The organism is Caballeronia ptereochthonis (assembly GCF_001545075.1).
Lineage (GTDB): Bacteria > Pseudomonadota > Gammaproteobacteria > Burkholderiales > Burkholderiaceae > Caballeronia > Caballeronia ptereochthonis.
Genome location: NZ_FCOB02000009.1, coordinates 70,085 through 92,537, shown reverse-complemented (window position 1 = coordinate 92,537; position 22,453 = coordinate 70,085). Strand labels below are relative to the sequence as shown.

Annotated in this window: 18 protein-coding genes; 7 read left to right on the top strand and 11 right to left on the bottom strand. The window is 60.0% G+C overall.

Annotated elements, in window-relative coordinates; all coding sequences use genetic code 11:
- Positions 1 to 369: 369 nt before the first annotated feature.
- Both AWB83_RS11530 and AWB83_RS11525 read right to left on the bottom strand, forming a co-directional pair.
- Positions 370 to 2,397, bottom strand: coding sequence for an alkaline phosphatase family protein (locus AWB83_RS11530; protein ID WP_244197673.1), 2,028 nt, complete (start codon positions 2,395 to 2,397; stop codon positions 370 to 372).
- 590 nt (positions 2,398 to 2,987) lie between these two features.
- Entirely contained in the window at positions 2,988 to 4,886 is a 1,899-nt protein-coding gene (locus AWB83_RS11525) for a potassium transporter Kup (protein WP_159463034.1), read from the bottom strand.
- A 573-nt stretch (positions 4,887 to 5,459) separates the two neighbouring features.
- Here AWB83_RS11525 and AWB83_RS11520 point away from each other — a divergent pair.
- The 4 genes from AWB83_RS11520 to AWB83_RS11505 all read left to right on the top strand — a co-directional run bounded on the left by AWB83_RS11520 (position 5,460) and on the right by AWB83_RS11505 (position 9,610).
- Positions 5,460 to 6,689, top strand: a complete 1,230-nt coding sequence (locus AWB83_RS11520) for a YncE family protein (protein ID WP_087045353.1) — start codon at positions 5,460 to 5,462, stop codon at positions 6,687 to 6,689.
- A gap of 79 nt (positions 6,690 to 6,768) precedes the next feature.
- A complete protein-coding gene (locus AWB83_RS36455; RefSeq protein ID WP_159463033.1) occupies positions 6,769 to 7,008 on the top strand; it encodes a hypothetical protein in 240 nt (79 codons plus the stop codon).
- Positions 7,009 to 7,391: 383 nt separating this feature from the next.
- Positions 7,392 to 8,561, top strand: coding sequence for an extracellular catalytic domain type 2 short-chain-length polyhydroxyalkanoate depolymerase (locus AWB83_RS11515; protein ID WP_087045351.1), 1,170 nt, complete (start codon positions 7,392 to 7,394; stop codon positions 8,559 to 8,561).
- Positions 8,562 to 9,142: 581 nt separating this feature from the next.
- Positions 9,143 to 9,610, top strand: coding sequence for an Lrp/AsnC family transcriptional regulator (locus tag AWB83_RS11505; RefSeq protein ID WP_087045561.1), 468 nt, complete (start codon positions 9,143 to 9,145; stop codon positions 9,608 to 9,610).
- Between the two features lie 264 nt (positions 9,611 to 9,874).
- On the opposite strand, the gene AWB83_RS11500 is transcribed toward AWB83_RS11505, so the two are convergent.
- The 5 genes from AWB83_RS11500 to AWB83_RS11475 all read right to left on the bottom strand — a co-directional run bounded on the left by AWB83_RS11500 (position 9,875) and on the right by AWB83_RS11475 (position 14,535).
- On the bottom strand, positions 9,875 to 11,404 hold the full coding sequence (locus tag AWB83_RS11500) for a PAS domain-containing hybrid sensor histidine kinase/response regulator family protein (RefSeq protein ID WP_087045349.1): 1,530 nt from the start codon (positions 11,402 to 11,404) through the stop codon (positions 9,875 to 9,877).
- A gap of 66 nt (positions 11,405 to 11,470) precedes the next feature.
- Entirely contained in the window at positions 11,471 to 12,022 is a 552-nt protein-coding gene (locus AWB83_RS11495; RefSeq protein WP_087045347.1) for a response regulator, read from the bottom strand.
- A complete protein-coding gene (locus AWB83_RS11490; protein WP_087045345.1) occupies positions 12,023 to 12,301 on the bottom strand; it encodes a hypothetical protein in 279 nt (92 codons plus the stop codon).
- A gap of 77 nt (positions 12,302 to 12,378) precedes the next feature.
- Positions 12,379 to 12,627: a hypothetical protein gene (locus AWB83_RS11485; RefSeq protein ID WP_087045559.1), complete on the bottom strand. Its 249-nt coding sequence runs from the start codon at positions 12,625 to 12,627 to the stop codon at positions 12,379 to 12,381.
- A gap of 984 nt (positions 12,628 to 13,611) precedes the next feature.
- A complete protein-coding gene (locus AWB83_RS11475) occupies positions 13,612 to 14,535 on the bottom strand; it encodes a LysR family transcriptional regulator (protein ID WP_087045343.1) in 924 nt (307 codons plus the stop codon).
- A gap of 192 nt (positions 14,536 to 14,727) precedes the next feature.
- Here AWB83_RS11475 and AWB83_RS11470 point away from each other — a divergent pair, with 192 nt between their 5' ends.
- The 3 genes from AWB83_RS11470 to AWB83_RS11460 all read left to right on the top strand — a co-directional run bounded on the left by AWB83_RS11470 (position 14,728) and on the right by AWB83_RS11460 (position 16,852).
- Positions 14,728 to 15,306 (top strand): YceI family protein, encoded by a 579-nt coding sequence (locus AWB83_RS11470; RefSeq protein WP_087045341.1) that lies wholly within the window; start codon positions 14,728 to 14,730, stop codon positions 15,304 to 15,306.
- A gap of 49 nt (positions 15,307 to 15,355) precedes the next feature.
- Entirely contained in the window at positions 15,356 to 16,261 is a 906-nt protein-coding gene (locus tag AWB83_RS11465; protein ID WP_087045339.1) for an NmrA/HSCARG family protein, read from the top strand.
- A 210-nt stretch (positions 16,262 to 16,471) separates the two neighbouring features.
- The gene (locus AWB83_RS11460) at positions 16,472 to 16,852 is read left to right on the top strand and encodes a carboxymuconolactone decarboxylase family protein (protein WP_244197672.1); all 381 of its coding nucleotides are present in this window, start codon (positions 16,472 to 16,474) and stop codon (positions 16,850 to 16,852) included.
- Positions 16,853 to 17,231: 379 nt separating this feature from the next.
- Here AWB83_RS11460 and AWB83_RS11455 read toward each other — a convergent pair whose 3' ends face one another.
- The 4 genes from AWB83_RS11455 to AWB83_RS11435 form a co-directional block, all read right to left on the bottom strand.
- On the bottom strand, positions 17,232 to 18,086 hold the full coding sequence (locus tag AWB83_RS11455; RefSeq protein WP_087045557.1) for a lipase family protein: 855 nt from the start codon (positions 18,084 to 18,086) through the stop codon (positions 17,232 to 17,234).
- Between the two features lie 186 nt (positions 18,087 to 18,272).
- Positions 18,273 to 18,917 carry a hypothetical protein gene (locus AWB83_RS11450; RefSeq protein ID WP_087045338.1) on the bottom strand — a complete coding sequence of 215 codons (645 nt, stop codon included), beginning with the start codon at positions 18,915 to 18,917 and terminating at the stop codon, positions 18,273 to 18,275.
- 1,142 nt (positions 18,918 to 20,059) lie between these two features.
- Positions 20,060 to 21,631, bottom strand: coding sequence for a D-arabinonate dehydratase (locus AWB83_RS11440; protein WP_087045334.1), 1,572 nt, complete (start codon positions 21,629 to 21,631; stop codon positions 20,060 to 20,062).
- A 102-nt stretch (positions 21,632 to 21,733) separates the two neighbouring features.
- Entirely contained in the window at positions 21,734 to 22,429 is a 696-nt protein-coding gene (locus AWB83_RS11435; RefSeq protein WP_087045332.1) for a hypothetical protein, read from the bottom strand.
- Between the last annotated feature and the right edge of the window lie 24 nt (positions 22,430 to 22,453).

The following is a 22,453-nucleotide window of genomic DNA, read 5'->3' as shown; positions in this document are numbered from 1 at the left end:
ATCACTAAATGAGAAGCGCTTCAGCATCACGCATTCGAACCAGCGTCTAGATGCGGGCGGGCGTCACGACCGATTGACAGATTGGCAATGACTGGCCGTTCGGCGATTCGCACCGCTGCACCGTTGATATTGGCATCCGGTGATGCGTGAACAAGTAAGGGAGCCGTGTCGGCAAGTAAGGAAGGTGCACCTCGGCGGCCACAAGCCATCGGCGGCCGCGCCGTATTTTGCTCAAGCGGTATGTCTTCGTCGTCGCTTCTGCGCTGCGCACGTCGCGTCCCGGGCTGCCGGATTGCCTTTTTCCGAGAAGCGCGAAAACCGCCGCAGGCGCGGCGGCCGGGTTGTTAATTTCGCGCTAAGCCCGGTTAATTAGAAAGGCCACCAGCCCATACCACCGCCCTTCTCGCTGTCGTCTTCAGCGTGCCGGTGCCCGTGCTCGTGATCGTTAGGGGCCGTTCGGAAATCAAAGAGGTCGAACAGATCGCCGATCGCTGGCGCGTTCACTGGGACGTATGGGTTGTCGTTGTGCTGAACAGGGTTGGGCAGATTATCGCGGCTACGACCGGTAATCGGCGGCAGGCCCCAGTTGCGTTCGATGAATTTCACCAACGACGCGTGATCCGCGTAGCCATGCGAAATGCGCCCGCCAGTGGAATACTTCGACACCGCAATCATCGGGATACGCGAGCCGTCGCCAAAAAAGTCAACGGGCTGGATGTATCCCGAGTCGTAGTAGCCGCCCCCTTCGTCCGTGGTGATGAAGATTGCCGTACTCTCCCAGAGCTTCGGATCACTCTTGACCGCATCGACCAGCTTCCTGACGAATGCCTCGTACAGGCCGAACTTCGAGGAGGTCGGATGCCCATCAAGCAGTCCGCCCGGCTTCACAAAAGACACCGCGGGCAGATTCCCGGAACCGATGTCTGAGTAAAGGTCCGGCAGGTCGGCAAGGTGCGTTTCCCGAGCCTGCTGGTTCGTCATGATCGACGTCTCGTAGAGAAACGGATTGCAGATGTTGCAGTAGATGCTCTGCGCGGGATTGCTGATGAAACTGCGCCACCCCTCGCCGTAGTACTTCCACGGGATATTTCGATCAAGCAGCGTATCGCCGATCGTGCGCACCGGTGAAGGGGGGATCGTGTATGGCGACTTGGTCCTGTCGAGTACCGTGCCGTCGCCGTTGTACCCGGGGTTGTAATTGTTGAGCAAGTAATAATGTGCCGGCGCGCAGTTCGCTTTCGGATCGTACGGCAGCGACTTCAGGTATTGACGAATCGGACCCACGCCGGGCTGACTGGCATCTGAACAATTGCTATAGCTGCCGCCCGAGTAGCCGTCTTGGGTGTACCAGTTGTTCGTGCCGGCCAAGGGGTTGGGATTTTCAATCTGATCCGATGGCGGCGTTGCCGGTTTGCCGTTGCCGTCCGTGTAGTAATACGCATCAGCGGCGCCGATCATGATGCTGTTCGCGCCGGTTCCGCCCATGACCGGTTGATGGTAATTGTCGCTCATCGTGTATTGCTGGGCCAACTGCGTAAAGTACGGCATGTCGCCATTGTTGACGTTATAGAAGCCGAGCGCGTTTGCGCCTTCGCCGGTCGTCTGATCAGTGAAGGGCGTCGGCTGCGGCTTGCCGTTGCTGCCTGCCCCGATACTGGTCTCGACCCACGCGAACAGATCGCCGAGACAACCGCTCGGATTTTCGCGCGTCGCGTGCGCCACTTTACAGTCGGATTGCTGCCACGCTTGATAGAAACGATGCACCGGGCCGCCCATGTACGCATCATAGAGAGGCGGTTGCAGCAAATAAGGTCCGTTCATCAGCGCGTTGTAGTTTGCCACCCGCGAATCCTTCGCGCCCGTCGGCAATCCTGAGGCGCCGCTGAGCAACTGGTCCACGTCGGACGGCTCAAGGGCTGCGCCTTCGGCCTGTGCGGCCGCGTCATGTTTCGCGAAAGGCGGGGGGCTCGCGTCGCTCGCAGCAGAATGGGTTCCACCTGTATTCGGCGACGGTAGCGTTCCATATGGAGTCTTGTTTGTAGGAGCGATCGTGAATTCCGCCGGTCCGAGAAGTTGCGCCTGGTATTGCTGGGCCTTCTTGAAATTCGGGCCTGGCGAGCCATCTGCATTGACAATGCCCTGGGACAACAGATTCCATACCGACTGCCCTTGCTTTGGCTGGTAGGTGCCGAATACGTGGTCGAACGTACGGTTCTCGCCGACCACGATGATCACGTGCTTAATCGGCGTGCTGGTCCGGAACGCGTGCTCGTCTCTGGCTGCAGCAACGCTCGCGGGCGCGGTTCCCAAACCGAACGCAGTGGCTCCCGCGCAAGCGGCGAGCAGCGCTCTTACATAGACCATATTGCATCGCTGTGAAAACTGACCCATCCCCATCTTCCATCTCCTTACCGTTGGTTACGACGGTAAGACCATAGGGGGTGTTCGTGAACATCGCGAGGCAGAAGAATTACGGTTGACTGTCATTGTGTCGGCCACCCTCGCATGAGCCCAATGAGGGCCATTCGCCGCTGATGAATGTCCGAAATTTTCTACCGACGGCCCGCGAGCGGGCGAAGCGAATGCTGTTCATTTAGGAACCCAAATTACGTAATAACTTAGCCACGCCGAACCACGAAGTGGGCAGACATCCCTCCACATTGTCTAAAGCGAACCCGTCTGGTGAGAAACGTTTCGCATTTAAGCAGGTCGTTGCATCAACGGATGCCACGGCATCCTTACTTCAAACGTCGCCGAGCGGCCACGCGCGAGGAAACGGACGGGCGGCGGCTGGAGACATGACCTATGGAGAAAGCGGCGGCCGACCAATGAGTCGTAGTTGTCGGCTGGAGTCGCGACGATGGCACGCATCATGGAGTCCAGTCCTGTGAGCGAACCGGTGGAATCATAAAAGGCGCTGACCGGTGACGCGTTTGCTGCCGCCGCGTACGACGTTCCAAACACGCCGGCAGCCCCATGCGGGCCCTTCACAGGTTCACCTGACCGCCCATTTCGACGACCCGGTTCGGAGGCAGGCTGAAGTATTCGGCCGCTTGTGCCGCGTTCCTTGCCAGAAATGCAAACAATCTCTCGCGCCACAGCGACATGACGTGACTTTTCCCCGTCGCGACAATCGTGTCTCGTCCCAGGAAAAACGATACGTCTGCGGGATCGTAGTGCCACCCCGGTATTCGACGCTCGAGTAGCCTGAGAACATCTGGGATGTTTGGAATTTCCATGAACCCGTGACGCACCGCCACCGAATAGCAACCGTTCCCAAGGTCCTTTAGCGCCACCTTGTCATCGTCTGATACATGGGGCGTGTTATCGGTCGAGCCGGCCATGAAGATGTTGATTTGATGCATGACGCCGTTGTGTTTCAGATTGTGCAGAAAGGCACTCGGCGTCATATCAGCGACGCCGCCCGGGAAAACGGCCGTGCCTTGCGTGCGCATCACAGGGTGCTCGCCCGTGGTCAACGACTGAATGAGCGGCGCCAGCTCAAGGCTGTCATCCCGGATTTGTTGCACCACCATTTCACGGCCTTTGTGCCACGTTGTCATGATCGTGAATAGCGCCGCACCGGCTAGCAAGGGAAACCATCCGCCATCCATGACCTTGTTGGCGTTACTTGAGACGAACAGCAAATCAACGAGCGCCATCGGTACGATGACAGCGAATGTCGCGACGGGTTTCCAACGCCACAGGCAATGCGTAATGAAATACATCAGCAGCGTCGTCAATAGCATCGTGGACGCGACAGCAATGCCGTACGCCGCCGCGAGATTATCCGAAGACCGGAAGAACAGGACGAGAAAGACAACCGCGACATAAGGCGTGAGATTGATGAACGGCACATAAACCTGACCGATCTCGTCGCTCGAAGTGTGGACCACGGGTATGCGTGGCAGCAGGCCAAGCTGTACCGCTTGCTTGGTCATCGAGAACGCGCCGGAAATGACGGCCTGCGAGGCGATGATGGTCGCAAACGCCGAAAGCACAACGAGCGGGATTAGCGCCCACGACGGCACCGATTCGAAGAACGGTTGACTGATGACCGAAGGTTTGCTCAGAACCAGGGCTGCCTGACCGAAATAGTTCAGCACCAGGGCGGGGAAGACGAGCACTAGCCAGGACACCCGGATTGGCGTCTTGCCGAAATGTCCCATGTCAGCGTAGAGTGCCTCGCCACCCGTCAGCGCAAGGAACACTGATCCGAGCACAATGAATGCCGTAGCCGGTGCGTGCGTAGCGAATACGAAAGCATAGGTAGGCGACACCGCCAGAAGGATGCCGGGACGACCGACGATATTCGTGACGCCGATCACCGCGAGCGCGACAAACCATAGCAGCATCACCGGTCCAAAAAGTTTCCCGACCGCGCCGGTGCCGCGTTTTTGAAGATCAAAAAGTCCAGTCAGAATGACAAGGGCAATCGGCACGATCCACTCGGAGAGATGCGGGTCGATAAGCGTTACACCCTCGACAGCCGATATGACGGATATGGCCGGCGTGATCATTGAGTCGCCGTAAAACATGGCGGCGCCGAAAACGCCAAGCGTCAGCAACACCCGACGAAGACGCACAGGCGCAACCTCGGACGCGAGCGCGGTCAACGCAAGAATGCCGCCCTCCCCGTCGTTGTCGGCACGCATGACAAAGCACACATACTTCAGCGTGACGACGACGATGATGGACCAGAGAATCAGAGACACGATCCCATAGACGTTCGTCGGACTGACACCGCCTGCGGCTTTTAGGCATTCCCTGAGCGTGTAGAGCGGGCTCGTGCCAATGTCACCGAACACGACGCCAATGGCGCCGAGCGCGAGTGCGGGCATTGCCCGAGTTTCTCGAGACTCTGTATGGAGAGCAGATGTCGACATGTTTGCATGCTTCATGAAGGGTTCGCAGCGATGCGCCTAGAGTGTCCAGCGCGTGAGCCCCCACCGTCGCACAATTCGAACCTGCCAGTTCGTCGGTAGCATTGTCGCAAGACCTCTGTCTCCTTCATCGGGCGTTCGCGCTTCCGAGCAGGGTGCATTGGAGATTCCAACTTTCCCAAAGGAACGGCCGGAACGATCGCCATTACGCCGTCAGAAAAAAGCGTGTCTCTGCACGGCGATAGTCAAGGCAACTGCTCGCCCTGAAGCGGTAGCGCTCTCAGCGGGTCGATGCCGAAACAGAAGTTAAGAATTGATCGAACCTTCCAACGCTGTCGTTACGCTGCCGGGATCCGGCAATGTTGCTGTGCTTCCGAGTCTCGGAAGTAAGCCACACAAGACGATGAGTTTCCATCTCGCAAGCTTAAGGACCGCTTAAGCGCGGGAGATTTCGTGCGCGGGGAAAACCATAAGATTCGTCAGCTTGGTGACGTGCTTATGCTATGGCAGCGTCCATTGTCACTTTCGACGCGTGCTTGACGCAGGTCATCTCCCAACCATGATAGGAGGCGTGCGATGCCAAGGTCCATGCGGGTGAATGCGATGTTCGCATTAGTAGCTATCTTGATCGCGGGTTGCGGCGGGCATGACGACGACAATGGAGCGCCGCATTATGTATCGGACATATCGGTTCCGAACGTCAAGGCGGGCGTTAATTTCTCGTTCGATATCGGCATCGTTTCCGGCAGCCGTTATTACTTCACCGATAGGAATAACGCGTCACTGGATCAAATCGACATTCCGTCGAAGACGTTCGTCAAGGCTATCCAGGGTACCGGCAATCTCGCGTTCACGGGGCTTGGCCCGGGCCCGAACTCGATGGCCGGTCCAGACGGTGCGACGCCGGTCGGCAGTCGCATCTATGTGGGCGACGTGAACTCGGTAAAGATCGTCGATCCCAGTGTGGGTGCCGTCGCGAGCAAGATCACCGTGAGCACGACGGGTGTGCGCGCCGATGAAGGCTGCCTCGATCCCACGCACAACCTCTTCATGATCTCGAGCCCGGAGGAACCCGTTCCGTTTGCGACCTTCATCAACACATCGACGCAGACCGTCGTCGCCAAGGTGACGTTCACCGACAACGCGGGCAAGCCCACGGCGGGACTAGAAGCGTGCCGGTACGATCCGGCCAGTGACAACTTCTTCGTGAACGTCGACGGCAGCACCGCGAATCCTCACGGTGAGCTAGTGAAACTACCAGGGGCGTCCATTCGTGCGATACCGAGCGGCGGCACTCAGAACTACACGACGCTTGCGGGCGTCGCGATGTATGGAGAGGGCAACTGCGATCCAACGGGCCTTGCGCTCGGACCCGGGAACGATATCGCGGTCGGATGCAGAGAAGGGACGACCAACGCGCCCTTGTTGATGGAGATATTCGACCGTTCGAATGGCGCGCTTCTGGCATCGCTCAACGCTGGCGGCGGCGATCAGCTCGAATATGATGCTGTAACCAATCGCTACTACAACGCCGCCAGCAGGTGGACGTCTTCCGGCAACGCATCGACGAACGGTGCCTGCTCGTCCGCATCGCCGTGCACACCGGTGCTGACAATCGTGGACGCAGGATCTCGAAGCATCGTTACGCGCCTGAACACAGGCAACAACGCGCATTCGGTCGCTGTCGACCCGGCGACAGGCCTCGTCTTTGTCCCGTACTCATCAGCGACATCTCCCGCGGGTTGTTCAAATTGTGCGGCCAATGGGTTCGTCAATGGTGGCGTGTCCGTATTTGCGGCAAAGTAAGCGCATTCGCGATGTGAGGACGAGGCGGCGCATCTTCGCCGCTTTGCCCCCTCTCGAGCCTGCGTCCGCAAGAAGGACGATGGTTAAAATCACAAGATTGGCAGTCCTGGTCATAGAAAGAATCAAGGGCCAGGTGCGGCAAAGGGAACGTTGGCAGAAAACGGTTCGAGAGGCTGCAATGCTTCTTGAATTAGAAATTCAACGCGTCGAAAAACGCAAATCCGACGAACGAGACGCTTTTGCCCGAGGGCTCGCGCTCGCCCGACTTCGCCAGCGGCTCGGGCGGATCGCCGATCGCTACGCGCATCTACTCGAGTAGGTCGAAAGCCCGAGTGACGGCGCAAGCGAATGTCATGTCATGGCCGAGCCGAGAAATCTAGTGCCGCCAGAAGTCTCCGCGCCCAGCATCAAACTTCCGTGGCCGGCCACGAATTCGAATTAGAGGCTCCAGCGCGAACGGCTCGTTTCGGAAGCAGATCGGTTATTGGGGAATCGCCGACAAGCCGTCTTCGCCGCGCACATTAGGCTTAGGATTGGCCGCACTGCGGGAGCGATTTTTGCAATGCCGGATATCGTCGTGCGCGTCGTACGTCGGAAACGTTTCTCAACCGCGTTGTCGATGATGTGTGTTAGCGGGTTTCTCACGTAGGCGACACGGCAGGCAGTTCGAAGGGGCGATGTTGCTCCGAAAAGGGGACGACAATGACGACGAAAGCTTTGGGCCAGCGGTTAGCGCCGGCATTTGTATTAGCGATCGGCCTTGCCGGGTGCGGAGGTGGTGGCGATTCGTCCGGAACGGGAACAGATGCTGTGGCATTTGGGACATCGCCAAAGGCGTTAGCGACCTCCGCGAGTCCAACCGCGATTGCTACCCCTGTCCCTTCCGGAATCGTAAAGCTCCAGCGCTACCAGATTGACCCGACGAAAATCTTCGTCGCGGGTATCTCGTCTGGCGGTTTCGCGGCGGTACAGATGCACGTCGCTCACTCTTCGACCCTCAAAGGCGCCGCAGTGTACGCTGGCGGAGTGTATTGGTGTGCCACCGCCGGAGGCGCCGCGACAGCTTTGGCGAACTGCGGAGGTTTGACACTTCCTTCGAATCAGGCGTCATACAACAGCACGTTGACGACATCCGAGGCGTACCTGGACACGCAATCGTCCCTGGGGACCATCGACTCGGCGACGAATCTGCGTGGACAGCCTGTGTACCTCTGGTCCGGTACGCAAGACCAGGTAGTCAACCCGCTTGAGATGGCCGATCTCGACTCGGAATACCGACATTATGGAGCCAAGGTGCATTTCGACAATGCGTATCCCGCTGAGCACGGCTGGGAATCGCCCGATGGCGAACTTGCATGCGGCACGCTCGGGAGCCCCTACATGGTGCGCTGCTCGGCAAATGGCGCAGTCTACGACTCCGTAGAAACGTGGCTGACGATGTTCCTCGGCCCATTGAAACCGCGCAACACCGGCATGCTGTCGGGTACGCTGTCTTCATTCGATCAAACGGAGTTCGGGGCGTCTCCAAGCCTTTCGATGAGCCAGACAGGAAGCGTTTTTGTTCCCAAAGCCTGCGCGCAAGGGAACAAGTGCGGATTCGTGATTGCTCTCCACGGCTGTCTGCAGGAGGCATCGCTTATCGGAAACCGCTGGGTCACCGAGGCGGGCGTCAACGAATGGGCCGACACGAACAAGTTGGTAGTCGTGTATCCCGACACGATCGCGTCGTCTGCGCCGGGGCCGACCAACCCGAATGCATGCTTCGACTGGTGGGGCTATTCAAATCAATACGACCCAAACTACGCACTCAAGAGCGGCTTACAGATGTCTGTGCTCTACAGGATGGTGCAGCGCGTGACCGGCCAACCGTAAGAGCGTCGTCGCACGGATCGAAGCGGGCGCCGATCGCCGTCTGCAACACGGTTTATCGGTTGGGCGGATGAGGCCGTGAACGACCGGTCAGGGCTGACGGCGAACGACCGTACCCACCCACTTCTGCCCGTCGACCCAGCACGATCTCATTGGCGGCTTCCAAGGTACAACGGCCGCTCGTCGATTCGCTTAGGTAGGCGGGTATTCGGCCAACATAGCCGCCGTTCGCTCTGCCGAGCTAAGCCGTGAGTCGGGTAGCGTAAGTCCCGTTTCTCCTAGCAAATGGAGTGCGAGGTCGGCTCCAGACGCTCCGGCGCCGCCAACGGCCAGGTCATCCACGGCATTGCAACCGGACCGATTTGCGCTCAACGCGACAGTGGATGCGGCGAGTGCGCGCACGCATGCGCACCCAGCGCTGCGGCCGCTTCATCTTCCGGCTCCGCGGACAGATCCCTCTTGAAAGTCTCGGCGAGGAAAAACGCGCACACCAGGCTCAGCAACCCTGTCGCCGCGATATAGATCGAAATGGGCAGCGTCTGGCCATACGTGGCGCGATACATCGCCCAGGGTGGTCCAAGGTGATCAAGCTCGACCGTTATGACATCGCCATTCTGAACATTCGTGTGCGCGACGGACGCATCACCAAGTCGCGCCTTGCCGAAGAAGTCAATCTGTCGATATCGCCTGCGTGGGAGCGGGTGCGTAACCTCGAAGAAAGCGGCGTGATCCGTGGGTATCGAGCCCAACTCGACTGGACCGGCGTGATGCCGGTGAGCCGCGTTGTCGTGGAAGTCACGCCGGCGAGGCATACGGCGCACGATCTGCGACGTTTCGAGGAGCACGTGCAGGCCGCACCCGAAGTCGTGCAGTGCTACGCGACCGGCGGCGGCGTGGACTACGTCCTGCACGTACTCGCGCGCGATATCGATCACCACCAACGCTTCATCGACGTATTGCTGACGGATAAACTCGGTATCGAACGCTACTTCACCTATATCGTCACAAAGGTCGTGAAGAATCTACCGGATAGCATGCCCGTGTGGGCGTGAATCTTTCTTGCAACTCATCCCGCCACGGGCGAGCGCGTTCCAGCGACTTGTGGGGCAAGACGCGCTTAGAATGATTCCTGGGGGGCGCTACTGCGCTCAAGATATTGGAGGCGCGCTCGGCCGGAGGCAGTCGGCGCGATTCTTCTTCGGACGCTTATGGTCTGCCGTGGGGCGGCATTTGCATTCAATTTGGGTTCTGACCATCGCTGTCCCGCCTTAGCGCCTTGACGCAAGCTCCAGCAGGCAACCGCACGCGAAGGTCGATCACCCTCTCAGCGCCTTGGCAAGATCGGCCAGGCGGTATGGCTTGTGAACGAACGCGAATTCGTGAAGCGTGCCATGCTGGGCGCGCAGCGCGGCAAGCGGGTAACCGGACGTCAGCACCACCTTCACTTTCGGATGGTCGGAGCGGACGAGGCGCGCCAACTCAATGCCGCTGATTCCGTGTGGCATCGTGATGTCGGAAAAAACGACGTCGATATCGGACCGATCCTTCAGTATCGCCGCTGCTTCGGACGCGCTGCTCGCCGCGACAACTTCGTATCCGATGCTCCTGAACAGTTCGGACGCCAGGCCCAGTACGTCGGGTTCGTCTTCAACCAGCAGCACTCTCTCAGTTCTCGATGGCGCGGGGATACTGACACCCTCATTCGCCTCGGCCGAGGGCAAATAGAGATCGACGCACGTGCCCCGTCCTTCCTCGCTCGAGATCGTGACGTCGCCACCGGACTGGGTAATAAATCCGTACACCTGGCTCAGGCCAAGCCCTGTGCCCTTGCCAGCAGGCTTCGTGGTGAAGAACGGCTCAAATGCCTGCGCCAGAACGTCGTGGGACATCCCCGCGCCCGTATCGGCGACAGAAATGTGCACGTAGCGACCGGCGGGCAGCGTCGCTGTCACCTCTCTGTCTGAATCAATGATGTTGGTGGAAATGGTGACAGCGCCGCCGTCTGGCATCGCATCGATTGCGTTCACAACGAGATTGAGGAGGGCCGCCTCGAACCGTGCTGCATCGACGAGCGCGAGGGCCCGCCCGGAATGAAGCCTGAGTTCGCAATGCGTGGTGCGGTCACCGGCTCGCGCGAGCATTGGATCGAACTCGCGGATCAGCGCATTGAGGTCGTAGACGTCAGCCTGCAACGGCTGCTGGCGCGCGAACGACAGCAGTTGCTGCGTCAGTGAGGCTCCCCTGTCGATCGCCCGCCGCATGCCTTCGATCATCTTCATGTCGAGTGGCGTGCGCGACTGCATGGCCAGCACCTGCAGACCGTTCGACAGCACCGCGAGCAGATTGTTGAAGTCGTGCGCCACGCCGCCGGTCAGTCGGCCAATGGCCTCCATCTTCTGCGCCTGGAACAGCGCCGCATTGGCTTTTTCGAGTGCGGCCGCCGCTTCCTTGCGCTCGGTGATGTCGCGTGTGATCTTTGCAAAGCCCACGAGCGCGCCTGTCTCGTCGCGAATGGCATCCACCACGACGTGCGCCCAGAAACGGCTGCCGTCCTTTCGAACGCGCCAGCCTTCGCGTTCAACGCGTCCGTCTCTCGCTGCCGTGGCGAGCGTCAGCGCCGGCGCCCCCGCCGCCCGGTCTTCGTCCGTGTAGAAACGTGAGAAGTGCTGGCCGAGGATTTCTGCGTTGCTGTACCCCTTGATCCGCTCGGCACCCGGGTTCCAGCTCGTCACCATGCCTGTGGGCGAGAGCATGAAGATCGCGTAATCGGTGACACCCTGAACCAGAAGACGAAACTGTTCCTCCGTTTCGGACACCCCGTGCGGCCGCTTCTCGATGTCGCCCATCCTGCATCCCCGTATCGGCTTTCCCAAATGCGATTCTACCCGTCCCGACCGTGCGGCCGGGCGCGTTCAAGGCCAGCACCTGGCGCTTACAGGTGCCCAGCGCGACGCAGGTGGGTGTTCGCATTGGAGCAACGCCCGCATTGAAGCAACTGCATTTCGGCGCTGCCAACTCGCCGGGCCGGCCAGAGGCGCCGCCGTATGTTCTTCGATGACGGAGATCAGATCCTCAACACGGGCGGGCTTGCGGAAGAAGCGGTTCCAGAATGGCGGTGTATCGGTCGGCTCGGGCGAGGCTGACAGCATGACGATGGGCAATGCGCAGTGGGCCGGCTGGCTTCGCACGATCCGGCAGAACTCGACGCCATCGATTTCGGGCATCTCGTAGTCGGTGACGATGCACTGGATCGGGTTACGACGCAGGATGTCGAGCGCCCGACGGACGTCACCGGCAACGCTTACGCGATGACTGTCTCCCTCCAGTGCCACCTGCAGCGACCACAGGTTCTCCACGTCGTCGTCGACCAGCAGAATATTTGCCACGATCCGGCTCACAATCCCAGTTGGCAATTTATGCCCGGCGCCGTCCCGGTCGGCAGCACCGGTGCACTCTTTCGGCATTCATTGCGCCGACGAAGCGGCGGTATCGGAAGCACTTTTGCCCTGCGACATCTTCTTGCCCGACTGTGAAGACTTCGGCTTCATGGTGTTTGTACCTTTGGAACTGGACGTACTGCCTGTCACTCCGCTGGCGCTGGGTGTCCCCATCCCGGTGCCGCCCTGCCCGGCGCTGCCGCCCCCGGCTCCTCCACCGCCGCCACCGGCGCCTTGCGCAACGGCGCTTCCAGCAAATGCAATGCACGCGGTCAATGCAATGACGCGGATCTTGCCCGTTTTCATACCGCCTCCCTTGATGCTTCCCTGAAATTCGCGTGCACAGGCACGCGCGCTTCACGCGTTAGCGCATGAAAACTTCCTCAGTGCCCTTGCGGTGCCGGCTCATCGGGCGGCACGTCGCCAGGCGACGGCTCTCCCGGCGTCTCTTCCCCCGGAACATCCTCGTCCGGCTCCGAGCCAGGCACGTCGCTGCCAGCCGGCTTTTCGATTCGTGTCGACCCGCCAGTCGCTGGCGGGTCGCTCGCCGGAAAGCTTTCTTCGACAGATCTGTCAATGTCTTGCTCGGTACGGTCATCCGGTGCACGTTGCTCGACAGGTTGCGTTGCCATGGCTTGCTCCTTGCGGGTAGTAGTTGTGGGCAATTCCGCAATCGGTGTGCCGGGAACCGGGCACACAAGGGAGTTCCGGTATGCGTACACCGCGTCGCAGGAGGCACCCACATGCAACTCGAACACTTTGAAGACGCAAGACGCTGTATGGATCGCTGATACAGATTTCCCAGCGAAGCCGTTGCAGCGATCGCCTTCGTCGATGTCGCCGCTGTATGGGGCGTGGCTACCACAGCGTCAGCCACCAGTTCGACTGCGTCGATGTCTGCCCGGCCCGTCATTTGCCGCTGGAGACTGCGTGCCGACGTTGCGGATACAAGGCACCATTCGTGATTAACCTGCAGCTTCTTGAAGCGCCGTATCGATGTGCATATTGCCGCTGGGCCTATGGAAACAAGGGGTATTCGCCAGCCTCTCACCGGTCCATGACGCGCGAGGAGCGCATTGCCATTTGCGCGAAACCCTACAGGCTGGACTTCGGGTAGGGGCCGCTGCGCCTGCAGTACGGGCTGGCTTGTTGGTGCTTCTTGGCGAGCCCGGGTTATCGGCCTACCACTTGAAATTCCGTGCGGCGAACGCGGGATCGAACTGCCGGGCTCGCTGCACCTCGTCGCTTTAGCCGCCGACGCGTATGAATAGGCGTCGCGAACTCGACTGTGGCCTGCCCAGTGAATTCGTTCCCGTGGTAGGGAGAATACGCCCAGAAGCCTTCTGAAAGCGACACGTAGTCGATGAAATCCTTCAGCGTCGGCTTGTGTGGATAGTTCTCTCGCTCGCCGCACGGCTTCAGCTATTACGCGCGTAGCGACGAATGCGACGGAGTTTGCAATGGAGGTTGCTTTTGAAAGTGGTGAACCCGCGGTCCGCCGGTGATCGCTGAAGAGCGTGTTTGGCCGTGGAAGGCAGAGAGCGTCGCCTACGGGCCTCACTCTGCCCATGGTCATGGCGCGCTCTCGGCGTTAGCGACTATCGCGAGCCGCGTACCTATCGGCCGACATGATGGCTTGATGGATCTGTCATAGTCTCATCCAGCTTCGCCACAAGAAATTCTGCAAAGACCGCGACTGCGGGCGGCACCGGTGGACGGCTTGTGTAAACCAGTTGCAGGCCGAGGCTCGAGCTCGCGCGACGATAGCTCGGCAGTACGCGCACCAGTTTTCCCTGTGTCAGAGCCGGGTCGACCATCAACTGCGGCAGCAACGCAATGCCGAGTCCAGCGACACAGGCTTGCGCCAGCACTCGCATGTCGTTGACCGCGAACCGGCTGTCAATCGAAATCTCCTGACTGCCGCGCGGGCCCTGCAGACGCCACGTACCGCGCCGCTGCCTGGTGGATATCGTCAGGCAGTCGTGTCCGGCAAGTTCCCGCAGCGTGCGTGGTGCAGGACGGCGTTCCAGATAGACCGGACTCGCCGCGAGAATCATTGCATTCGACGCCAGCCGACGCGTCTTGAAACCGCTACCAGTCTCGATTCCCATGCGCACGGCGAGATCGATGCGCTCGGAGATGAGATCTGTCGGCGTATCGTCGAGCACGAAGTCGAGGCTGATCCTGGGATATCGCGCATAGAACTCGACTAGCCATTCCATGCCGATGAGTTCAAACAAACCTGCCATCGACGCCACGCGCACCGAGCCGGACGGCGCCTGCTCGTCCGCATGTAGCCGCCCTATCTCGAAGATCCGGTCGAGCGCAGGCGCATAGCGTTCGAACAACACCTGGCCCTCCGCGCTCAGCGAGAGCTTGCGAGTAGAGCGATGCAACAGACGAGTGCCGAACTGGCCTTCGAGTTGATCGATTCTCCTGCTGAGTGTGTTCGCGGGCATGCCCAGGCGCCGCGCCGCCTCCGAGAAACTGCTCGCGCGGACCACCTGGACGAACATCGCGAGGTCATTCAGATCGAGCATTTGATTTCTCCAAATATGGATTAATCCAATCCGATTTTACCGGCTAGTGTTGGACGCCGTTCTTACCCATACTTGAGGTTCGCACGGTAGGCGGCCGCTTCGCAGGTCGATTCGCCAACGAGCTTTCCCAATGCCCGCCTCTCCCCGGGACCGCGCACGAGCGCGACAACTCAACGTTTCAAGGAGCCTGATTTGAAGAAGCATTTGATCATCGCGGCCGGAGCACTCGCCGCTTCGCTGTCGTTTTCGGCGTTTGCAGACGTCGCGACGTACCAGTTCGATCCGAGCCACACGTATCCGGCCTTCGAGGCCGATCACATCGGCGGTTTGTCGGTCTGGCGTGGCAAGTTCGATAAATCGCAAGGCACCGTGACGCTCGATCGCGCATCCAGGACCGGCACTGTCGAGGTGATGACGGACATCGCGTCGGTCCACACGGGTAGTACGAAGCTCGATCAGGAACTGCAGTCGGACCAGTTCTTCGACGCGTCGAAGTTTCCCGAAGCAAGCTACAAGGGCACGATCAGGTTCAAGGGCGACAAGCCCGTCTCGGTCGTCGGCAATCTGACGATGCACGGTGTGACGAAGCCGCTGACGTTGAATATCGATTCGTTCAAGTGCATGCCGCATCCGATGCTCAAGCGCGAAGTCTGCGGCGTCGACGCAGTCGGTGAATTCGACCGCGGTGACTTCGGCGTCGACTTCGGCAAGACATACGGCTTCAGCATGAAGACCAAGCTGCTCATCTCGGCCGAAGCCCTCAAGCAGTAAGCGATTCGGAGCGTAGTGCTCTCCTTGCAAAACCTAACGGAAAGCAATCATGTCGAACACACAGAAACTCATCGCCGTCGCCGGCGCAACTGGTCAGCAAGGCGGCGCCGTCGTGCGCGCGCTGCAGGCAAGCGGCCAATTCAAAGTGCGCGCGTTGACGCGCAATCCAGCCGCGCATCCGAAGCTGGGTGACGAAATCGTTCTGGCAGACTTCAATCGTCCGGAAACGCTCAAAGCGGCGTTCACCGGAGCATACGGCGTTTTTCTTGTCACCAACTCATGGGAAGCAGGAGCGGACGAACTCGTCCAGGCGCTCGCCGCTGTCACCGCAGCGAAAGAGGCCGGCGTCCAGCACCTGATCTGGTCGACTCTGCCGAATGTGGAAATGATCAGCCGCGGCAAAATTGATGTCCCGCATTTCACGAACAAGGCGAAGGTCGAGCGCATCGTGAGTGAGGCCGGATTTGCCCATCACACGTTCGTGATCGCACCGTTCTACTACCAGAACGTGCTCGGCGCCATGGGCCCGCAGAAACAGGCGGACGGCACGACGGGTTGGGCGCTGCCGCTGGATGGCGAGCGGCGGGTTATCCATACGGGCGACATCACTGAACTTGGCAGGCTGGTGGCTGGCGCGTTCGCGCAACCGGAGCTCGCGGGACACGGCGAACATTTGCCGCTGGTGGGCGATTTTCTCAGCTTCAACGAAATCATCGCCACGTTGAATCATCAAGGAAACGCGTTCTCGTTCACGCAGGTCCCGCGCGAGGTTTTTGCTACCTGGTTCCCCGGCGCCGGAGATATCGCGGCCATGCTCGCCTACTTCGAAGCGCACACGTATCTCGGTTCGGATTCGCGCGACGCGATCGCGCTCGCCAACAAAGTCGCCGGTCGGCAGCCCACGAGTTTTGTCGCGTGGGCCAGAGCGAACTTCGCGATCCCGGCGGCGTCCTGAAAAGGCATCTCCGGTCGACCAGGTCCGGCGCGTCTGTTCATCATCTCTGCTCGACCTGATCGACATGCCCTCATCAAACCACGAACGAGCAATATTCATGAGCCGGATTCCTTATCACACCACCGAGGGCGCGCCCAATGCATCGCGCCCGCTTCTGCGACAGATCGCCCTGTCTTCTCCTACGGACGTCCGCTGAATGTGCACGCCCAGATGGCGCACGCTCCGGCGGTGTTGGCGTCGTACGCATCGCTGCGCGCCGCAACCACGGAGCACGGCACCCTGGGTCCGAAGATCAGCTGGGCGCTGAATCTCGCAACGGCGGCCACGGTCGGAAACGACTACATGATAGGCATCGCCAGTCGATTCGCCCGCGCCAGCGGCTGGACCGAAGCGCAGACCGCTTTCCTACGGTCCGGCGCCACGACGGGCGATACCAGGATCGACGCACTGATTCGCGTGGTCAAGGAGGCCGCAGCCAAATCGGAAAACGTCACGGACGCCACGTGGAAGTTCGCTCAACAAGCCGGCTGGAACGATGCGCACCTGACCGAGGCCTTCGCGTACCTCGGGCTGACGGTGACCTCGGCGTAACAGGCTACTGCAAATCATCGTTTTCCACGAAAAGCGGGGCTCAAATGAGCCCCGCATATTACTCAGCTATGACGGATCGCGGAGGGCCTACCTGGGGGTAAGCATATTATTCGCACTGAATCTAGCGGTTACAGGGCGCCGCGCCGCCTGCAGCAAGGCTTTTCCGCCGATGGAATCTCGCACAAGCTGTGGAACGTCAGTCCATGCTATTTCAGCCGTTTCCTGATCGAATCGCCATTTTTTGCACGGATCGAACGAAGACCCAATCGTGGCGCGGTGGCGCCGATCAATAACCCAAGCTCGCCGTCCAGCAACGATCATCAGACTCTGATTCGCGTGGGCTTGCGGCATACGTTCTGATCGATGTAGCCAGCACGCGTCATGGCATGAAGCAGCGCACGTAATTGATAGGCGCGTGATCAGCGAGATCGCGCACCACCACATTGCCGGTTTTCCACGCGTAATGCAGCAGGTACTCCTCACGCGCGGCAGTGCGATCGTCGCGCACAAAGGCTTCATCGCTGGAGGAAGCCAGCACGCCTTCGCGCGTCAGGTAAGCGGCTTCGCCCACGTGAACATAACCGCCGACTTCCGGCGGCAACTCGGTGACGACATCGCAGCAATCGACCAGCCGCATCATGTCGATACCGGCAAGCGTCGCGACGAACGCCGCATCGCCCACGCGCGGCGAGCCGATCGTGATGAGCCTGTCCGGTGCGATAAGACTTCCATACAGCGTCGCGATGGCCGCGCCGAGGCTATGGCCGGTCACGATCAGGCGCTTGCGGGTGGCTTGCGTCTGCTCCAGCCACTGCTTGACCTCGGGCAAGACACTGCGCGCCGCGCCCGCGAATCCCTTGTGCACGCGGCCCGCCTTTTCGGTCCAGTCGGTCAGTGTGAAGGCCAGATCAGCGCCGAGATCGGTGAGCTGAGTCGGTTCCGTGCCGCGAAATGCGAGCACGCACAGGCCGTCCGACGATCGCGATGCGCCGAAGCCTTGCGTGCCCGTGGCGGCGTCCTCGAAGAGGGTGACGTCATCGAAGCGTACGCGGCCGAGCGCTTCTTTCAGGCGCGCAAGTCCAGCGTCGTGATCCTCATAGTGCACATAGGCGAGTCGCGCGAGTTCGACGGACAACGCCACTTCGTCGTACTCCGCTCCTGGCACGAATACGGTGTCCCGCAGTTGCGGCGCGTCGAGCGCGACGCGGCTAGGGTCATAAGGGATACTCGGCATGGCGGCCTCCTCGATCGACATGAACCTCAGGACGCGGACGCTTCGCTCGCAAGGAAGGTTCCCGCGCACACTTTGGATCCGTAGAGCATAACCGAGTGACGCTTAGTGGCCGGCCCGGAAGTCAAATCAAGAGGCGGGCTCGATACTGAATGCATCAGTTACTGCGAAAACAGCGTCAAGATTCGCTCAAGCTCGACGATTTTCCTCACAATCATCCCAGTACCGCAGTGGGTCGCGATGGTCTGGATAACGTAAGTCAAGCCACGCTGCGAGCGTCGTCCAATCTGGATGGTGCGTGCCTGTTCGCGCCGACCAGTTCGACGATCGCTCGAGAATTCGACCAGTCCCGCGATCGCGAACAAGCACGCTGCCGAGACCGTTCGAAGTGTTTGCCTGTGATTCGATAAGGTAACGTGGCAGGAGCCTGAGTTCAGCATCCTTGGCCCATCCGTATAACCCGCGAACCACGCCTGAAGCGTCTCGCAATTCGATGGGGCCGCTTTCCGGGCGAACCGCTGTCCACCCTTCAGGAAACTCCGCGACAACCTCGTCTTTGCCTTCTCTCACCCACTTCACGCGTAAAGCCCGCGTCATCGCTTCGCGCATGCGAGGCACCGATTGGTAGCCTGGCGGCAGTTCGATCGACACCGGCAGCGTGATCAGGTTGTCTTTCCAGAGGGCAGATTCGTCCTCAACGCGCTTGACGACATCGGACACGTCTGGCCCGAACGGATTCTCCGGGCGGCTCGACACGCTCGCCTTCGCCGGCGGCAACCCCTCGAAAAGGCGCTCAGCGTCCTCACGGGTCAGTTTCGACTTTCCTTTACTCATACTCTCAGTGCTAAGTTTGGATCGGCCCGAACGCGCACGTGCCCTTCACTGCAAAGCGATCTAGCCGAGCGACGACGATAGCGCATATGATCTCACGCTCTCGGCGTCGCGTTCATCGTCGCCGCTAACCTGTTGATCTTGTGGCGACGCCGCGGGGCGCGAAGCAAACGACAGTCACGGTGTGGCGCTCGCTCGCTTGCAAATTTTGTCGCCAACCGGATCGGGCGCGCAAAAGTTACCAGAAACGGTGACAGTCACGATGCTTCGCCGCGATGGATCATTCGCCTAACCCTCGACTGTTACCTGGTGCATCGCTTTAAGGTCGGGGAAGCGTCCTGCTTTCAGTACGATCCCTCTCGCAGACAAAGTAGGTCAGGTAGAGGGTTTTGACGAGTTCGCTCGCGTGGTCAGCGTTGCCACGTCCGTTGCGTATCGCGACGAGCGCCAGGTGGTATTTCAGCGATCAAACCCGCGCCGTAGCCGGTGAGATCGGCAGCAGCTGCGCCCGGGTGAGCAGCACGCGGCGCTTCGTCTTCGCGTTCTTCGGTTTGTTCGACATGTCGGCGAATCGCTTGTACTACGTCGGTTGGCATCTCGCGTGCGACAGCGCGCATCCTACTGAAGACTTTTAATGATGGCGCGAACTGCATCCCGCAATTGCCCATCGAAAGCTGCTGGCACGTCCCACGGCTCTCCTTGAGCTAAGAACGGCTGATTCCTCGCGAGGTTGGTAGGCGTTCGATGTCGGCATTGCTCAACGCGTATTTGATGGCGCTGCTATTGAGGAGAAATTCGGCATTGACGGTTAGTTGCACTGGTGCGCTCCTCGCCAAGGGCTTTCCGCTCCCTCACCTTCTTGCAGAGTCTCTGATCGACCTGCTCTCACCTTGCCCCGCTCGATGAGGCGGGGGCCTATCTCGATCAATGAGCGAATTCGGTAGAGTCGAGATGTGGCGCGGTAGCGGTAGGCTCGGTGTGTCTGTTGCCGCCTCTCCTCCAAACCGGCGAGTGGCCAGCGGCGGATGTCCGATGCATAGCAGCCCTTCAACTGCGCGCGCTCGCAGAGACGCACCTCCTTCGGGCTTCGGCGAAGACAGCTACGGTTAGCAGAATTGAGACCGTCGAATGTTATTGATGAACGCTCACATGATTGCGCTAATCTGCCAAGGTACGAATTCGTTCTGTCCGTAGCCGTGCCGCTCGCTGCGAGAACGAGTCCCCGAGGCCACATCTAGCAGCAATTCGAAAAGTACTCGGCCCAGTTGCTCGATCGTCGCTCGTCCTTCCAACACCTCTCCGCAGTTCAGGTCGATATCGTCGAACTGTCGTTGCCAAAGTGCCGTGTTGGTCGCAAGTTTGACGGACGGCGCGGGCGCGCAGCCGTAAGCTGAACCGCGTCCCGTGGTGAAGCAGATCAGGTTTGCACCGCCTGCTACCTGGCCCGTTGCCGACACTGGGTCGTAGCCCGGCGTGTCCATAAAAACCAGACCACGCGCCGTGATCGGCTGGGCATATTCATACACTTCGGTCAAATTGGTGGAACCGGCTTTCGCGATGCCTCCGAGCGATTTTTCAAGGATGGTCGTCAAGCCACCGGCCTTGTTGCCCGCAGACGGATTGTTGTTGATTTGCGCGCCTTGACGATGTGCATAGGCTTCCCACCACTTGATGCGATCAATCAGCTTCCGACCCACCTCGGGCGTTTCGGCGCGACGCGTCAATAAGTGCTCCGCGCCATAAATCTCGGGCGTCTCTGAGAGAATCGCAGTCCCGCCGTGTTGCACCAGCAGATCAACGGCTGCGCCCAGCACCGGATTGGCGGTAATGCCAGAATACCCGTCCGAGCCTCCGCACTGAAGACCGACCGTGAGATGACTTGCGCTGACCGGCTCCCGCCTCACGTTGTTTGCTTCGGGCAGCATGCCCCGAACCAGCTCGATACCCTTCGCGATCGTCAGTGTGGTCCCGCCGCTGTCTTGGATCGTGAACGTTCGCAAGCGGTCGTGTTCTCGGAGTCCCTGCGTCTCAAGAAGTCGCGGGATCTGATTCGTTTCACAACCGAGACCGACGATCAGCACGCTTGCGAAGTTCGGATGGCATGCATAGCCTCCAAGCGTGCGCTGCAAGAGCGCCAGACCATCGCCTTCACAGTCGATCGCGCAACCGGAACCGTGGGTGAGCGCCACGACGCCATCGACATTTGGGAAAGCGGCTAACTCCTCTGGATGGATATCGAGGCGAAAGTGATCGGCAATAGCTCGCGCAACCGTAGCCGAGCAATTAACCGAGGTGAGGATCCCGACGTAGTTGCGAGTGGCGACTCGGCCGTCTGCGCGGACAATGCCTTGGAATCTCGCGGGCTCCTTCGAGCGCACAGTCTGACGCGCGGCCAGACCGAACGCGTAGTCACGCGCAAAGTCGCCCATAGCGAGGTTGTGGGTGTGTACATGCTGCCCCGCCCGAATCGGCTGACTTGCAAAGCCGATTACCTGGCCGTAGCGGTGCACCGCCTCACCCTGACCGATGTTACGTGTCGCCACTTTGTGCCCGGGCGGGATCAATCCCGACACCGTCACTGCTTCGTTGTCGAGCACCGTGCCGGACACAAGCTGTTCGAGCGCGATAACGACATCGTCGGCAGGATTGAGCCGTATGACACGAGCCGACATCGACGCAGTGGATGGCTCGGACGTTTCGGCGATATTCAACGACATGGCACTGCTCCTACGTTTCTCAGGGTGAAGGCCGGTCGCGCGCGTGGCCACGTGGGATTCGCGCGAAGGGCAGTGAAGCGGTGATCGACGACGCTTAACCGCTTAGCCAGCGCTCCAGGGTGTTTTGCAGCGCGTGTACTCAAGTTGATAGAGCGTCGTATCCGGCGCGGTCGCGCCAGCCTCAGGCAAAGTCGCGAGTCCCGAAACTAAACGGTCCACCGCCGAAGTGACATAGTCTGCCCGGCACCCTTCGACTAGCACGATCCATGTGGGTACCTGCGTGCCCTCTGACCGCGCCTTCTTTTCCGCCGTTTCCACCTTGCTAATCGCTTCGTCGGCAAGGCACAGGTGCACGCCCGTGATCCCCGGCAAATCCACGAGAGGCGGCAGCACGCGCTGACGCAAACCCTTCACGACGTCTGCCCGTGCATCCGAAGGCACGTCGAAGCGCACGCTCATGAGATAGGCACCCTGCCCAACGCCGTCCGAATAGGCGACGTGACAGATTGAGCGCGCAACGTTCCGGAAAGAGGCGACAACCTGCCTGGTCCACGGCGTCGGCGTATTCAGCCGGGAGAGGTAATCTTGCGCGCCAAGCACCTCGACGGTGTCGGCCTCGTAGAGATTGAAGTACTCGGGACCTGCATCCAGTGCTATGAAGCGTCGACCGCGCCTGAACCCGGGGATGCCGGCGCGTTCCGGCATGTGCTCGCGATTGTGCCACTCGTAAAATTCATCTTTCGCTTCCGGCAGCAGGTCGTGCCAGATTGCGACGACGCCCGTTCCAGCAAGGCTCATATCTCCTCCCTTTGACAAATCGAA